Genomic DNA, 14,698 nt, shown 5'->3' with positions numbered 1-14,698 from the left:
TCGTGTGAAAGGCACGGGGCAGGCGCTGTGAAGATACGAATCCCCTCACATTTTCCATCCCCCGTAAGGCCGTGGTGTGCTGGCCTGTCTCGGGAAGGTACCAGCGCGTTTAACGAAGCGTCAACTTTTATTCATGTGGCCATTGTTGAACTTTTATCACCCATGCACCCAATGCGGACTTGTTTACTGTCGTTCGTTTGCCGAGACAGTCCCTTCGGGCCCCTGACGGCGGGGCGTCCGATCGCCCGCGAGCTGGGCGGTGCGGTGCCGTCCGCGGGGTCAGTCCGCGACCGAGTACGCCTCCACCGACCACAGCGAGTAGCCGTAGGGCGTGGCCCGCCTCTCGCCCTGGACGCGGACGTGGCGCACGTCGCGCTCGTCCATGCGGACGGTCTCCCGGCCGCCGTGCCCGTCCCGCACCGTCGCCGCGGTGCGCCAGGTGCGGCCGTCCGCCGAGACCTCGACGCGGTACGCCGACGGGTACGCGTCCTGCCAGTGCAGCGCGACCTTCCCGAGCCGCACCGGGCGCTCCAGCTCGACCTGCCACCAGGCGTCGTCGTCGACCGGGGACGACCAGCGGGTGGCCGGGTCGCCGTCGTTCGCCGCCGGGGCGGGGAAGTCGGGGGTCTCGTCGGCCGAGGAGCTCGCCCGGCCGGTGCGGGCCAGGTCGGGGCCGGCGGTGCGCGGGACGGCGTGGACGGTCAGCGTGCGGCTCGCCCCGCCGAAGCCGAGCCGGACCTCGTACGACCGGGCCGGCGTGCCCGGCTCCACGGTCACCTCGACCGGCACCTCCAGCGGCGTGCCGCGCGGCACGGTCAGCGCGCCCTCGGGGACCCGGACCCGCAGGCCCTCGGGGGCCTCGGCGGTCAGCCTGCCGCGCACCTCGTCGGGGCGCAGCGAGCCGAGGACGGCCGTCAGCCGCAGGGTGCCGCCGATGTCGGCGTCCGCCCGGTCGCCGGGCAGCTCCAGGGAGGCGGCGGACGCGTCCGCGTACCAGGGGATCAGGTGCCGGACCCGGTCGGGGCCGGCGCCGGTGACCCGGACGGCGTCGGCCGGTCCGCCGGTCCGCAGCTCGGTGGCGCCCGTGCCGGACAGCGCGCCGAGGCGGCGCCAGCCCTCGCCCGGCACGCGGATCTCCACCGTCCCGTGCGTGCCGGGCTCGGTGAGCACCGTCACGGCGCTCAGGGAGCGGGCCCGCGCGAGGAGCAGGGTGCGCCCGTCGTCCTGGCCGCCGGAGCGCGCGGGCGGCTCGTGGTCGATGCCGGCCCAGCTCTCGTACGCCTTCTGCGCCCGGCTCAGGAACGGGTCCAGGACGCCCTTGCCGACCGTCACCCGCGTGGACTCCAGCCGCGCCCGCTGCTCGCCCAGCCTCCGGTACGCCGTCCAGGCGGCGCCCGCGTCCCCGGCGCGCTGGGCGTCCAGCATGTCCAGGGCCGTGAGGCCGGCGTCGCCGTAGCGGGCCAGCTGCCCGGTCCAGGGGGCCACCTCGACCGCGAGCGCGGTGCCGGACAGCCGCCGCGGCGTCTCGCGCAGCACCGTGAAGGCGGCCCGCAGGCGGCGGGCGGCCCCGGGCTCGTCCTCGCCGCGGGCGGCGGTCCGGCCCCGGGCCCGCCAGAAGTCCTCCAGCAGCGGACGCAGGTACGCCGACTCCTCGCCGCCCAGGACCGAGGACGCGGTGTTCCCCGCGAGCGCGGCCAGGGCCTCCCGGCGGCCGTCGTCGCCGCCCGCGAGGTCGGCGATCGCGGCCCGCCAGGACTCCCGGGGGCGGTAGTCGCGCGGGTTCCAGGCGAAGTCGGCGGCGGTGAACAGCGGGATGCGGGACGCCTCGGGCTGCTCCATCGCGTTGGCGAGCAGGGCGGCCGAGCCCGCGGCGACGGCCGGTTCGCGGCCCTGGTAGGGGCCGAGGAAGATCCGGCCGGGGGCGTAGTCGTTCACCGGGTAGTTGTCCATGGTCACCAGCGGGTGCGCGAACACCTCGCGCGCCTCGGCCAGTTCGCGGCCCGTGATGGTGCGCGGCACCACCCCGACCCCGGTCCACGCCACCTCGACGCCCGGGTCCAGGGCCCTCGCGAGGGCGCGCCGGTAGGCGGTCGAGCCCTCCTCGTAGTACTCGGTGGGCATCAGGGACAGCGCGGCCGAGCCCGGGTGGCGGTCCGCCAGGTGACGGGCCACCGCGTTCGCCACGCGGGCCTGGGCGCGGGCGGCGGCCCCGGGGCCGGAGCCGAACCGGTCGGCGTCCGCCCCGCAGTGCCACTCGCTGTAGCTGACGTCCTGGAACTGGAGCTGGAAGGTGCGGAACCCCAGGGCCCACATCGCGTCGAGCTTGCGGTTCAGCGCGCGCAGGTCGGCGTCCGAGGCGAAGCACATCGCCTGGCCCGGCGCCACCGCCCAGCCGAGCGTGACGTGGTTGCGCCGGGCCCGCTCGGCCAGCTCCCGGAACTCCGCGCGCCGTTCGGCCGGGTACGGCTCACGCCAGCGGGCCTGCCGGTGCAGGTCGTCACCGGGCGCGTAGAGGTACCGGTTCTGCTTGGTGCGGCCCATGAAGTCCAGCTGCTCCAGCCGCTGCCGGTGCGTCCACGGGGTGCCGTAGAAGCCCTCGGTGACGCCGCGCACGGCGGTGCCCGGCCAGTCCCGGACGACCGCCGCGGCGAGGCGGCCGTCCGGGCGCAGGAGCTGGCGCAGCGTCTGCACGGCGTGGAACAGGCCGTCGCCGTCCGCCCCGGTGAGGGAGACGGCGCCCCGGCCGGTGGTGAGCGTGTAGCCGCCCGCGGGAAGGGCGTGCCGGGGGTCGCCCGTGGGACGTTCCATGCTCACGCGCACCACGAGCGCCCCCTCGGGCACCGGTGCGCCGGGGGCGGTGAACCGGCGCGCTCCGGCCTGCCGCAGCAGCGCGCGCAGCGCGTCGAGGGCGTACGCGTCGGCCGTCGCGTCCGCGAGCAGGGCGACCTCGCCGGTCACCGCGACCGGGGCGCCGTTCGCGCGCAGGGAGTGCGGGCGCGGCCACACGGACAGTTCCGCCCCGGCCGTCTCGGGAACGGGCGCCGTGGTCGTCCCGGGCGCGGGCGGGGCCGCCACGGAGGCGGGCGCGGCGCCCAGGGTCCCGGCGACGACGGCGAACGCGAGGGCGGCCGCCCTTCTCCCACGCCCCAACTGCACAGCCCCTCCTCGTCGCCCGACCCCGGTCGCCCGACGGCCGTCCGAATCCCCGTGGCCGACGACCGTGTCCGATCCGTTACCGAGCAGCCCGAGCCCACCATTCCTGCGGTGAACGTGTCAATGAGAGTGGCCGTTGTGGCGTGTTTGTCCCACTGTGGAGTGAGGGAACGCGGAGAGAGTGTGAGCAGAAGCACGTTGTGCGAGTTCGCGCGTCTGGCCTCGCGCCCGCTGGGTAGGGCTGCGAGGTAACCCGCACGAACGACCCGCACCGCTGCTCGCGTGATCCGCCGAGCGGCGCGAGCAGTGCCCGACGAGGAGGCCACCTGTGGCTGCACCGGCGTACGTACCGTCCCCGGCCCTGTCCAAACCCACGGCGGAGCCGTCCGCCGCACCGCCCGCCGGCCCCGAGGGCCTGCACCTGTGCGTCTTCAGCGCCGAAGGGCCCTGCACCGAGGTCCCGCTCACCAGCGAACCCCCGCTGCCCGACGCCGAACCCCTCACCAGCGAGCCCCCGCTCGCCGACACCGCCCCCCTGACCAGCGAGTCCGACGCCGCCACGGACGCCTCGGGACTCGACTCCTTCCCGGCCCAGTACCGCCCGGAGCCCTAGGTGACCGCGTCCCGGCCGGCCGAGCCCCCTTCCGAGGACCTGTCCCGGCTCGCCGCCCTGCACGGCGTCGCCACCTCCTACCGCCCCTCCCCGGACCGCACGGTCACCGCCTCGGCCACCGCCGTCACGCGCGCGCTGGCCGCCCTCGGCGTGGACGCGGGCACCCCCGACGCCGTCCGCGCCGCGCTCACCGCCGGGGAACGGGAACGGGACGAGCGGCTGCTGCCGCCCACCGTGGTCGGCTGGGGCACGGACGTCCCGCCCGCGCTCGCCGCGCTCCCCGAGGGCACCCGGCTGCGCGTGCGCACCGAACAGGGCGAGACCCGCGCGTCGGCCGGACACCTCCCGCCCGGCGTGCACGAGGTGACCGCCACCGCCCCCGACGGCCGCGCCGCCCGTGCCCACCTGATCGTCGCCCCGCCCCGCCTGCCCGCGCCCCCGGGCCGCTCGTACGGCCTCCTCGTCCAGCTCTACTCCCTCCTCTCCCGCCGCTCCTGGGGCATGGGCGACCTGGGGGACCTCGGTGAACTCGCCGGCTGGGCGGGACGCACCCTCGGCGCCGGGTTCGTCCAGGTCAACCCCCTGCACGCGGCCGTCCCCGGCGCCCCGACCGATCCCTCCCCGTACCGCCCCTCCTCGCGCCGCTTCCCCGACCCGGTGCACCTGCGGATCGAGGCCGTCCCCGAGTTCGCCCACGTCGAGGACCGCGAGCGCGTGCGCGCCCTGCTGGAGCGGGCGGGACGGCTGCGCGAGGCGGTGCTGGAGCGGGGCGCGCTGATCGACCGGGACGCCGTGTGGGAGGCCAAGCGCGAGGCGCTGGAGCTGGCGCACGCGGTCCCGCTCGGACCCGGGCGGCACGCCGCCTACCGCGACTTCCTCGCCGGCCAGGGCCGGGCCCTGGAGGACCACGCCACCTGGTGCGCGCTCGCCGAGGTGCACGGCGCCGACTGGCACCGGTGGCCCGCCGGCCTGCGCGACCCGCGCTCGTCCGAGACCGCCCGCGCCCGGCGCGAGCTGGCGGACCGCGTCGACTTCCACTCCCGCCTCGCCTGGCTCACCGACGCCCAGCTCACCGACGCCCAGCGCACCGCGCGCGAGGCCGGGATGCCGGTCGGGATCGTGCACGACCTCGCCGTCGGCGTGCACCCCGGCGGCGCCGACGCCTGGGCGCAACAGGAGTACTTCGCGCCCGGCACGTCCGTCGGCGCGCCCCCGGACGCCTTCAACGCGCGCGGTCAGGACTGGGGCCTGCCGCCCTGGCGCCCGGACCGGCTCGCCGAGTCCGGCTACGCCCCCTTCCGCGCCCTGCTCCGGGCCCTCTTCCGGTACGCGGGCGCGCTGCGCATCGACCACGTCATGGGCCTGTTCCGGCTCTGGTGGGTGCCCGAGGGCCACCCGCCCACCGAGGGCACCTACGTCCGCTACGACGCCGAGGCCATGCTCGCCGTCCTCGTCCTGGAGGCGTCCCGGGCCGGGGCGGTGGTGATCGGCGAGGACCTGGGCACGGTCGAGCCCGGCGTGCGCGAGGCGCTGCGCGAGCGCGGGGTGTACGGCACCTCGGTGCTCTGGTTCGAACGGGACTGGGAGGGCGACGGCCGCCCGCTGCCGCCGGAGCGCTGGCGCGCCGACTGCCTGGCCACCGCCACCACCCACGACCTGCCGCCCACCGCCGCCCGCCTCACCGGCGAACACGTCGACCTCCGCGCCGGCCTGGGCCTGCTCACCCGCCCTCCGGCCGAGGAGCGCGCCGAGGCCGCCGCCGACACGGCGGAGTGGCTGGAGCTGCTGGCCGGACTCGGTCTGCTGCGGGGCGGCACCGGCGGAACCGGAACCTCCGCGGAGGAGGACGGGATCCGGGCCGTGCACCGCTACCTGCTGCGCACCCCGGCCCGCCTGGTAGGCGTCTGGCTCCCCGACGGCGTGGGCGACCGGCGCCCGCAGAACCTCCCCGGGACCTGGGACCAGTACCCGAACTGGCGTCTGCCGATCGCCGACGCGCAGGGCCGCCCGGTGACGCTGGAGGAACTGGCGGCGTCGCCGAGGCTGCGGGCGCTGCTCGAGGTGCTCCGGACGGACATCGGCCGTGGGAGCGGCCCGCACGGGCCCGTGCGGGCCGCCCCCACGGGTCCGGAGGAGCAGCGGGGCGATGAGCGGAACGGGGAGCGGGAGGGCGAGCGGAACGGGGAGCGGGAGGGCGGGTGAGACGAGGGCGGGAGGGCGAGCGGGGTGACGCGGGCGTGCGGCGAGAAGGCGCGTACGGCACCCCGGACGCGCACTCCCCACCCGCGTTCGCTACCTTGTGCAGCGTGGACAAGAAGAACGCCCTGCGCGCCGGCGCCCTGGCAGCCGGTACGACGCTGATGATGCTGCTCATGTCGTCCCCCGCGCTCGCGCTCAACCGCGACGACGGCGACGACCCCGGCACGGGCCTGAGCGTCGTCGAGACGCTGGGCCTCTACGTCGTGGCTCCGATCGCGCTGTTCGTCGTCATCGCCGCCCTGGTGATGATCGGCGACAAGTCGCACAAGAAGAAGGACACGACCAGCTCCAACCTCCGGACCAAGGCCGACGCCAAGGCCTGACCGGCCCGGGCTCCGACGAGCCGGCCCCGCGCACCTTCCCGAGGGCGCCGCCCCCGCCGTACGCGCACACGTGCCGCACGACGACGGGGACGGCGCCCTCGGTGCTGCCCGGCGTCCCCGCCGCTCCGGGAGGGACGCCGCGGGCCGGCGGGGTCGGGCCGGACGGCCCGGTCGGTGCGGACGGCCCGGACGCGGTGCCGTCAGATTCCCGGATGCGGTGCCGTCAGGTACCGCTGCAGCGTCGGCCCCAGCCACGCCACGATCTCCTCCCGGCTCAGACCGGCCGCCGGAGGGAAGCGCAGGACGTACCGGGTGAGTGCCAGCCCCAGCAGCTGCGAGGCGACGAGCGCCGCGCGCGCCGGGACCTGCTCGGGGTCGGGGCAGACCTGCCGGGTGACCGGGAGGACCTGGTCCCGGAAGACGCCCTGGGTGCGCTCGGCCCCGGCCCTGCTGGTGGCGGCGACCCGGAGCAGGGCGGTGAGGACCTCGTTCCCCTCCCACATCGCCAGGAAGTGCCGCGCCAGCGCCCGCCCGACCTCGGGCCGGGGCAGCGCGCCCAGGTCGGGCAGCTCGAGGTCGACGGCGACGGCCGCCGCGAACAGGCCCTCCTTGTTGCCGTAGTAGCGCATCACCATCGACGGGTCGATCTTCGCGTCCCGGGCGATGGCGCGGATGGTCGCCCGGTCGTACCCGTCGGAGGCGAACCGCTCGCGTGCGGCGTGCAGGATGGCGACGCGGGTGGAGTCCGACCGCCGGGCGGACGCCGGCTCACCGCCGCTGCCGCCGCTCTCCCTCTCCCTGTCCTTGCCCTTGTCCCTGCGCGTGTCCGTGTGGCTGGTGCTGTCGCTGTCGTACATGTCCGCAACCGTAGGCCAACGTGCGTAGGCCAACAACTGTTGACTGCCTGGTGATGTCGTCCTACGGTGGTCCACAAGTGTTGGTCAACACATGTTGGCAAACAGGTGTTGACGCCTGCACGGCCTGCGCCCAGGGAGGCCCCGATGAGCGACACCCGCGACACCCGTGACGCCCGCGACACCCGTGACGCCCGCGACATCCGCGAGGACCGCGGTTCCCGCGATGACCACCGCAGCCGCGACCCCCGCGACCCCCGCGACGATCGTGCCGTGATCGTCGTCGGCTCCGGTCCCACCGGGCTGCTGCTGGCCGGTGACCTGGCCGCCGCCGGTGTCCCCGTCACCGTCGTCGAGAAGCGCCCGCACGGGATCAGCAACCTCTCCCGCGCCTTCGTCCTGCACGCCCGCACCCTCGAACAGTTCGACGTCCGTGGCCTCGCCGACGAACTGGAGGCGGTCGGCCGCCCGCTGGACCGGCTGCGCCTCTTCGGCCGGCTCACCCTCGACCTCGGCACGCTCCCCTCCCGCTTCGGCCACCTCCTCGTCGTCCCGCAGTACGAGGTCGAGAAGGTCCTGCTGCGGCGGGCCCGCGAGGCCGGCGCCGGCTTCCGGTACGAGACCGAGGTGACCGCCCTCGGGCAGGACGCCGACGGCGTGACCGTCGACGTCACCGGGCCCGGCGGGGAGCGCGGGCGGCTGCGGGCCGCGTACGTCGTCGGGGCCGACGGGATGCGCAGTGCCGTGCGGACCGCGGTCGGACTGCCGTTCCCCGGGCGCCCGGTGATCCGGTCGGTCGTCCTCGCGGACGTGCGGCTCGCCGAACAGCCCGAAACGCTGCTCACCGTGAACGCCGTCGGCGACGCCTTCGCCTTCCTCGCCCCCTTCGGCGACGGCTACCACCGCGTCGTCGGCTGGCACCGGGGGCGGAACGTCCCCGACGACGCCCCCCTCGGCCTCGACGAGATCAGGGAGATCACCCGCCTCGCCCTCGGCCGGGACTTCGGCATGCACGACGCCCGCTGGATGTCCCGCTTCCACAGCGACGAGCGCCAGGTGCCCGCCTACCGCGTGGGCCGCGTCTTCCTCGCCGGGGACGCCGCGCACGTCCACACCCCGGCCGGCGGGCAGGGCATGAACACCGGTCTGCAGGACGCGTCCAACCTGAGCTGGAAGCTCGCCCAGGTGCTGGGCGGTCACGCCCCCGGGTCACTGCTCGACACCTACCAGGCCGAGCGGCACCCCGTCGGCAGGGCGGTGCTGCGCAGCAGCGGCGGCATCGTCCGGCTCGCCATGGCCCGACGCCCCTGGACGCTGGCGCTGCGCGCGGTCCTGACGACGGTGCTCGACCGTGTCGGCCCGGTCCGCCGCAGGGCGGTCGGTCAGATCACCGGGGTCGGCGTCCGGTACCCCGCGCCCTTCGGCGCCCACCGGATGACCGGCGCCCGCGTCCCCGACGTCGCGCTCGCCGGCGGACGCCGCCTGCACCAGGCGCTGCGCGGCGGCCGGTTCGTGCTGATCACGCCCGGGCCGTACGACGGCGGGGGCGCGCGCGGGGAACGGCTGGCGGTGGAGCGCTGGGCCACGGACCGGCGGACGAGCGTGCTGGTGCGGCCCGACGGGTACGTGGCGTGGGCGTCGGACTCCGCCGGGCCGGCCGGGATCGAGGCCGCGCTCGCCGCTCACGTCGGCTGAGCGGGCGCCCCGCCCCCGGCCGGCCCCGGTCACCTCTCGGTCGCGAGCAGCAACTCGCGCAGCAGGTCGGCCAGGTGCGCCGCCCGTTCCTCGCCCAGGGCGGACAGGGCCTCCGTCTGGAGGGCGAGGCCCGCGCCGACCGCCTCGTCGGTCAGGCGCAGTCCCCGCTCGGTGAGCGTGACCTGGAGCCCCCGGCGGTCGTGCGGGTGGGGGGAGCGGCGCAGCAGTTCCGCCCGCTCCAGTTTGTCGAGGCGGCCCGTCATCCCGCCGGTGGTGAGCATCAGCGTGGCCGAGAGCTGGCGCGGGGAGAGGGTGTAGGGCTCGCCGGAGCGGCGCAGGGTCGCGAGGACGTCGAACTCCCCGCGCGAGATCCCGTACGTGGCGTACGCCCTGTCGATCCGGTCGCCCATGGCGCGCGAGAGCCGGTGGATGCGGCCGAACACCTCCATGGCGGCCGTGTCGAGGTCCGGCCGGACCCGGGCCCACTGCTCGATGATCGCGTCGACGGGATCCCTGCGCTGCTCGGGGCGTGCACTCATGCGCAGGAGTATCCGTCCCCTTCCCGGTCGCCCGCAAGAAAGTAGCTTGCGGGAAAGTTGCTTAGCGCTAAGCTAATTACTGCCGACCCAAGCCGACCCCGGGAAGAGGTGCGTCCCCATGGCCGCGAACCGCGCCACCCTGATCACGCTCACCGCCCTCGCTCCCGCCTCCTGGGGCACCACCTACGCGGTCACCACCGAGTTCCTCCCGGCCGACCGCCCCCTGTTCACCGGCCTGGTGCGCGCCCTGCCCGCCGGACTGCTGCTGCTCGCGCTCGCCCGGGTGCCGCCGCGCGGCGCCTGGTGGGGGAAGGCGGCAGTGCTCGGCGCGCTCAACATCGGTGCCTTCTTCCCGCTGCTGTTCCTGTCCGCGTACCGGCTGCCCGGAGGCCTGGCCGCGGTGGTCGGCTCGGTCGGACCGCTGTTCGTGGTCGGCCTCTCGGCGCTGCTGCTGGGACGGCGGCCGACCGCGCGCGCCCTCCTCACCGGAACCGTGGCCGCCTTCGGCGTCAGCCTCGTCGTCCTGAGGGCGGCCGGGGCGCTGGACCCGCTCGGTGTGCTCGCGGCGCTCGCCTCCACGGCCTCCATGTCCACCGGCACGGTGCTCGCCGAGCGGTGGGGCCGGCCCGAGGGGGTCGGCCCGCTCGCCCTGACCGGCTGGCAGCTCACCGCGGGAGGCCTGCTCATCGCCCCGCTCGCCTTCCTGGTCGAGGGCGCGCCGCCCGCGCTGGACGGCCCGGCGGTCGGCGGCTACCTCTACCTGGCCGTGGCGAACACGGCGGTCGCGTACTGGCTCTGGTTCCGCGGCATCGGCCGCCTCACCGCCACGCAGGTCACCTTCCTCGGCCCGCTGTCCCCGCTCACCGCGGCCGCCGTCGGCTGGGCGGCGCTCGGCGAGGCGCTGACGCCGGTGCAACTGGCGGGCACGGCGCTGGCCTTCGGGGCGACGGTGGCCGGCCAGATCGCTCCGCGTACCCGGACGGTCCCCGCGCTTCGCGCCGCCGGGCCCCGGAGGAGTGCGGAAGCCCCCGGCGGCCGCACGCCGGTCCGCGTCGAGTGACCAGCGGTCCGCGCCGAGGAACCGGCGGTCCGTGCCGGGGAGTCGTCCGGGAGGCCCGGGCGGGACGGTCGCGCCGCCGGGCCCGGAGGCCGGGCGGGTCAGCCGCGGACGACGGACCGCTCGACGAGGGCGACGGTGGCGCGGGGGTCGTCGACCTCGACGACGAGACGGTCGTAGGTCTCGGCGTCGGCGAGCTCGATGACGACGGCCTTGTCCGGGTTCTTCACGTCCCGGAAGAGGCGTTCGCCGTCGCGGCGGAAGCGGCCGGCGGTGATGACGCCGGGGAAGTGGGTGCCGCCGACGCGGAGGCCCTTCGGTTCGCGGGCGATACCGGGGTCGTGGGTGGCGCCCCGCACGTGGGCGAGGGGGATCTCCAGGCGGCTCTTGAGGGTCCAGAGCTTGTCGAGACCCTGGAACTCGACGGTCAGCAGGCTGCGTTCGCGGTCGATGGAGACCAGGGCCATGTCAGTGCTCCTTGCGGGTGATCGGGCGGCCGGCGCGCAGGCGCAGGCGGGCGCCGAGGACGGTCGAGGCGAGTTGGGGGGCGGCGTCGCCGTGGGAGGGCCGCAGGGCCTCTTCCAGCGCGGTGATGCCTTCCGCGACGAGCGCGGCGACCTCCGGGTCGTGCGGGGCGCGTTCGGCGGCGGCGAGGAGGAGGAGTCCGGCGGCCGGGCCGTTGTCGTACGAGGCGATGGCCGTCGTCAGTGCCTGCTCGGGGTCGGTGAGGGTGGCGATGGCGGCGGCGGTCGGGTGGATCTCGTGGTCGAGGTGGTGGCGCAGGGCGGTCAGGTGCAGGCTCCGCTTGGAGCCGAAGACCTTGTAGAGGCTGCCCCGGTGGACACCGGTGGCGGCGACCAGGTCGTCCACCGAGGTGCCCTCGTAGCCGTGGGTGGCGAAGAGGGCGGCCGCGGCTCCGATGGCCCGGTCGGTGTCGAAGGCGCGCGGTCGTCCCATGTCCATGACCGTATGGGATTAGAGAACGATCGGTCAAGAACGATCGTTCTTATACGGGCGCTGGGGGGCGCCGGACGAATTCCTCGGTGCTCCCGGCCCGCTGGCGGGGGCGTGCGCGCGGCCGGTGTGCACGAGTGGCCGTGGGGCCGCCCGCTTCCCGGCCAGGGTCGTGCTTCCGCGACCCGCGTCGAGGGCGCTGCGCTGTCGCTCCGCGTCGCCTGCGGCGATGGCCCTCCGGGCCACCCTTGACCCGGCCCGCTCCAGCACGGGGGAGAAGCGAGCGGGCGGCCGGGGGAGGACCGGGCGGCCGAGGCGTGCTGACGGTCTGCCGTCGGCTGCGCGGGTCGGCCGGGGCCGGCGGTGCGCGGTCGCGTCTCGCCTGCACGCCGGGTCGTCTCGGCGGCTGTCGGCGGGTGGGGGTGGCGTGGTGCGCGCGGCGGGTGGGTGGTGGTGCGCCGGGCTGTCCCGGCGGTTTGCGGTCGGTGGGGGAGTGCGCCAGACGGATCCGGCGGCGGACCCCCCTCCCCTCACCGCCTCCGTCGACGTCCTCGGGGAACGAGAAGGGCGCCCGGCGTGGTGCCGGGCGCCCCTTGGGCCGTACGGGTGGTACGGGGGTCGGTTACTCGGACGCCGCCGCGTCGGCCGCCTGGGCGCGCAGGGCGCGTTCCACGCCCGCGCGGGACTCGGAGACCAGGCGGCGCAGGGCCGCGTTCGGCTCGGCGGAGGCCAGCCAGGCGTCCGTCTTGTCCAGGGTCTCGCCGGAGACCTGGACCGTCGGGTAGAGGCCGACCGCGATCTGCTGGGCGATCTCGTGCGAGCGGGACTCCCAGACGTCCTTGAGCACCTCGAAGTACCGGTCCGTGTACGGCGCCAGCAGCTCGCGCTGGTCGGTCTGGACGAAGCCGGCGATGACCGCCTCCTGGACGGCGTTCGGCAGCTTGTCGGACTCGACGACCGACGCCCACGCCTCCGCCTTGGCCTCCGGCGTCGGGCGGGCGGCACGGGCGGTGGCGGCGTGGCGCTCGCCGGCCGCGGTCTTGTCCCGCTCGTACTCGCCCGCGATCTCGGCCTCGTCGAACCGGCCCACCGCCGCCAGCCGCTGCACGAACGTCCAGCGCAGCTCCGTGTCCACGGCCAGGCCCTCGACGGTCTGCGTACCGGCCAGCAGGCCCTCCAGCAGGTCCAGCTGCTCCGGCGTGCGGGCCGTCGCCGCGAACGCACGCGCCCACGCCAGCTGGTGGTCGCTGCCCGGCTCGGCGGACCGCAGGTGGGCCAGCGTGGCCTCGGTCCAGCGGGCCAGCAGGGTCTCGCGGGCGGCGGGGTCGGCGTACAGGTCGATCGCCAGCTTCACCTGGCGGTGCAGGGACTGCACGACGCCGATGTCGGACTCCTTGCCGATGCCCGACAGGACGAGGGAGAGGTAGTCGCGGGTGGCGAGTTCCGCGTCCCGGGTCATGTCCCAGGCCGAGGCCCAGCACAGGGCGCGGGGCAGGGACTCCGCGAAGTCGCCGAGGTGCTCGGTGACGACGGCGAGCGACCGCTCGTCCAGGCGGACCTTGGCGTACGACAGGTCGTCGTCGTTGAGGAGCACCACCGCCGGGCGGCGCTTGCCGACCAGCTGCGGTACGGCGGTCAGCTCGCCGTCCACGTCCAGCTCGACGCGCTCGCCGCGCACCAGCTTGCCGTCCGCGTCGAGGTCGTAGGCGCCGACCGCGATCCGGTGCGGGCGCAGCGTCGGCTCGCCCTTGGCGCCCGCGGGGAGCGCCGGGGCCTCCTGGCGGATGGCGAAGGAGGTGATGACGCCCTCGGCGTCCGTCTCGATCTCGGGGCGCAGGACGTTGATGCCGGCCGTCTCCAGCCACTTCTTCGACCACGTCCTCAGGTCGCGGCCGGAGGTCTCCTCCAGGGCGCCCAGCAGGTCGGACAGGCGGGTGTTGCCGAACGCGTGGCGCTTGAAGTAGGCCTGCACGCCCCGGAAGAACGCGTCCTCGCCGACGTAGGCGACGAGCTGCTTGAGCACGGACGCGCCCTTGGCGTACGTGATGCCGTCGAAGTTGACCAGCACGTCGTCCAGGTCACGGATGTCGGCCATGATCGGGTGGGTGGACGGCAGCTGGTCCTGGCGGTAGGCCCAGGTCTTCATCGAGTTCGCGAAGGTGGTCCACGAGTGCGGCCAGCGCGAGCCGGGGGCGGCGGCCTGGCAGGCGATCGAGGTGTACGTGGCGAACGACTCGTTCAGCCACAGGTCGTTCCACCACTCCATGGTGACCAGGTCGCCGAACCACATGTGGGCCAGCTCGTGCAGGATGGTCTCCGCCCGCACCTCGTACGCCGCGTCCGTCACCTTGGAGCGGAAGACGTACTGGTCGCGGATGGTCACCGCGCCCGCGTTCTCCATCGCGCCCGCGTTGAACTCCGGCACGAACAGCTGGTCGTACTTCGCGAACGGGTACGCGTAGTCGAACTTCTCCTGGAACCAGTCGAAGCCCTGGCGGGTGACCTCGAAGATCGCGTCCGAGTCCAGGTACTCGGCCAGCGAGGGGCGGCAGTAGATGCCGAGCGGGACGGACCGGCCGTCCTTCTCGTACACGCTGTGGACGCTGTGGTACGGGCCGACGATCAGCGCCGTGATGTACGTCGAGATGCGCGGCGTCGGCTCGAACACCCAGACGTTCTCCTGGGGCTCGGGCGTCGGCGAGTTGGAGATGACGGTCCAGCCCTGCGGCGCCTTCACGGTGAACTGGAACGTAGCCTTCAGGTCCGGCTGCTCGAAGCTCGCGAAGACGCGGCGGGCGTCCGGCACCTCGAACTGGGTGTACAGGTACGCCTGGTCGTCGACCGGGTCGACGAACCTGTGCAGGCCTTCACCCGTATTGGTGTACGCGCACTCGGCGTTCACCCTCAGGACGTTGCGGCCCTTCAGCAGGCCGGGCAGGGCGATGCGGGAGTCCGCGAAGACCTCGGCGGGGTCGAGGGCGTCCCCGTTGAGGGTCACCTCGTGCACGGTGGGGGCCACCAGGTCGATGAAGGACTCCGCGCCGTCCTCGGCGACGTCGAAGCGCACCGTGGTCACGGACCGGTAGGTGCCGCCCTCCTGCGCGCCGGAGAGATCGAGCTCGATCTCGTACGAGTCAACAGCCAGCAGCTTCGCCCGCTGCTGCGCCTCTTCGCGGGTCAGGTTTGTGCCAGGCACGCGGTCATCTCCTCGATATGTGTGGGTTGCGTCATCCTTCCACGGGACATCGGGA

At 75.0% G+C, this 14,698-nt stretch carries 11 protein-coding genes; 5 read left to right on the top strand and 6 right to left on the bottom strand.

All coding sequences use genetic code 11. The features are described 5' to 3' along the window. Window positions 1-279: 279 nt before the first annotated feature. Window positions 280-3,156, bottom strand: a complete 2,877-nt coding sequence (locus GL259_RS14415) for a beta-N-acetylglucosaminidase domain-containing protein (RefSeq protein WP_159532793.1) — start codon at window positions 3,154-3,156, stop codon at window positions 280-282. 325 nt (window positions 3,157-3,481) lie between these two features. Between GL259_RS14415 and GL259_RS14410 the strand changes: the two genes are divergently transcribed. The 3 genes from GL259_RS14410 to GL259_RS14400 all read left to right on the top strand — a co-directional run bounded on the left by GL259_RS14410 (window position 3,482) and on the right by GL259_RS14400 (window position 6,348). Continuing rightward, window positions 3,482-3,766 carry a hypothetical protein gene (locus GL259_RS14410; RefSeq protein WP_159532791.1) on the top strand — a complete coding sequence of 95 codons (285 nt, stop codon included), beginning with the start codon at window positions 3,482-3,484 and terminating at the stop codon, window positions 3,764-3,766. Continuing rightward, window positions 3,767-5,968 carry a 4-alpha-glucanotransferase gene (gene malQ, locus GL259_RS14405; protein WP_243762303.1) on the top strand — a complete coding sequence of 734 codons (2,202 nt, stop codon included), beginning with the start codon at window positions 3,767-3,769 and terminating at the stop codon, window positions 5,966-5,968. A gap of 104 nt (window positions 5,969-6,072) precedes the next feature. Then, window positions 6,073-6,348: a hypothetical protein gene (locus tag GL259_RS14400; protein ID WP_159532789.1), complete on the top strand. Its 276-nt coding sequence runs from the start codon at window positions 6,073-6,075 to the stop codon at window positions 6,346-6,348. Between the two features lie 200 nt (window positions 6,349-6,548). Here the strand turns inward: GL259_RS14400 and GL259_RS14395 are convergent, their stop codons facing one another. Then, complete coding sequence (locus GL259_RS14395) at window positions 6,549-7,205, bottom strand: TetR family transcriptional regulator (protein ID WP_159532787.1); 657 nt, start codon at window positions 7,203-7,205, stop codon at window positions 6,549-6,551. 144 nt (window positions 7,206-7,349) lie between these two features. On the opposite strand from GL259_RS14395, the gene GL259_RS14390 reads away from it, so the two are divergent. Continuing rightward, window positions 7,350-8,897 (top strand): FAD-dependent monooxygenase, encoded by a 1,548-nt coding sequence (locus GL259_RS14390; protein WP_159532785.1) that lies wholly within the window; start codon window positions 7,350-7,352, stop codon window positions 8,895-8,897. A gap of 29 nt (window positions 8,898-8,926) precedes the next feature. Here GL259_RS14390 and GL259_RS14385 read toward each other — a convergent pair whose 3' ends face one another. Then, window positions 8,927-9,436, bottom strand: coding sequence for a MarR family transcriptional regulator (locus tag GL259_RS14385; RefSeq protein ID WP_159532783.1), 510 nt, complete (start codon window positions 9,434-9,436; stop codon window positions 8,927-8,929). A gap of 118 nt (window positions 9,437-9,554) precedes the next feature. Between GL259_RS14385 and GL259_RS14380 the strand changes: the two genes are divergently transcribed. Next, the gene (locus tag GL259_RS14380) at window positions 9,555-10,496 is read left to right on the top strand and encodes an EamA family transporter (RefSeq protein WP_243762302.1); all 942 of its coding nucleotides are present in this window, start codon (window positions 9,555-9,557) and stop codon (window positions 10,494-10,496) included. A gap of 98 nt (window positions 10,497-10,594) precedes the next feature. Here the strand turns inward: GL259_RS14380 and GL259_RS14375 are convergent, their stop codons facing one another. From GL259_RS14375 to pepN, 3 genes are all read right to left on the bottom strand, one after another. Beyond that, window positions 10,595-10,960 carry a hypothetical protein gene (locus GL259_RS14375; protein WP_159532781.1) on the bottom strand — a complete coding sequence of 122 codons (366 nt, stop codon included), beginning with the start codon at window positions 10,958-10,960 and terminating at the stop codon, window positions 10,595-10,597. 1 nt (window position 10,961) lies between these two features. Further along, window positions 10,962-11,450, bottom strand: a complete 489-nt coding sequence (locus GL259_RS14370) for a TetR/AcrR family transcriptional regulator (RefSeq protein ID WP_159532779.1) — start codon at window positions 11,448-11,450, stop codon at window positions 10,962-10,964. Window positions 11,451-12,069: 619 nt separating this feature from the next. Next, the gene (pepN, locus tag GL259_RS14365) at window positions 12,070-14,643 is read right to left on the bottom strand and encodes an aminopeptidase N (protein WP_159532777.1); all 2,574 of its coding nucleotides are present in this window, start codon (window positions 14,641-14,643) and stop codon (window positions 12,070-12,072) included. Between the last annotated feature and the right edge of the window lie 55 nt (window positions 14,644-14,698).

Source organism: Streptomyces sp. Tu 3180, from assembly GCF_009852415.1.
GTDB lineage: Bacteria > Actinomycetota > Actinomycetes > Streptomycetales > Streptomycetaceae > Streptomyces.
This window is presented reverse-complemented; position numbering and strand designations above follow the sequence as displayed.

Bases quoted from the DNA above. Each gene is read 5' to 3' on its own strand.
- GL259_RS14380 (WP_243762302.1), top strand. From the start codon at position 9,555: ATGGCCGCGAACCGCGCCACCCTGATCACGCTCACCGCCCTCGCTCCC.
- GL259_RS14375 (WP_159532781.1), bottom strand. From the start codon at position 10,960: ATGGCCCTGGTCTCCATCGACCGCGAACGCAGCCTGCTGACCGTCGAG.
- GL259_RS14370 (WP_159532779.1), bottom strand. From the start codon at position 11,450: ATGGGACGACCGCGCGCCTTCGACACCGACCGGGCCATCGGAGCCGCG.
- GL259_RS14385 (WP_159532783.1), bottom strand. From the start codon at position 9,436: ATGAGTGCACGCCCCGAGCAGCGCAGGGATCCCGTCGACGCGATCATC.
- GL259_RS14395 (WP_159532787.1), bottom strand. From the start codon at position 7,205: ATGTACGACAGCGACAGCACCAGCCACACGGACACGCGCAGGGACAAG.
- GL259_RS14390 (WP_159532785.1), top strand. From the start codon at position 7,350: ATGAGCGACACCCGCGACACCCGTGACGCCCGCGACACCCGTGACGCC.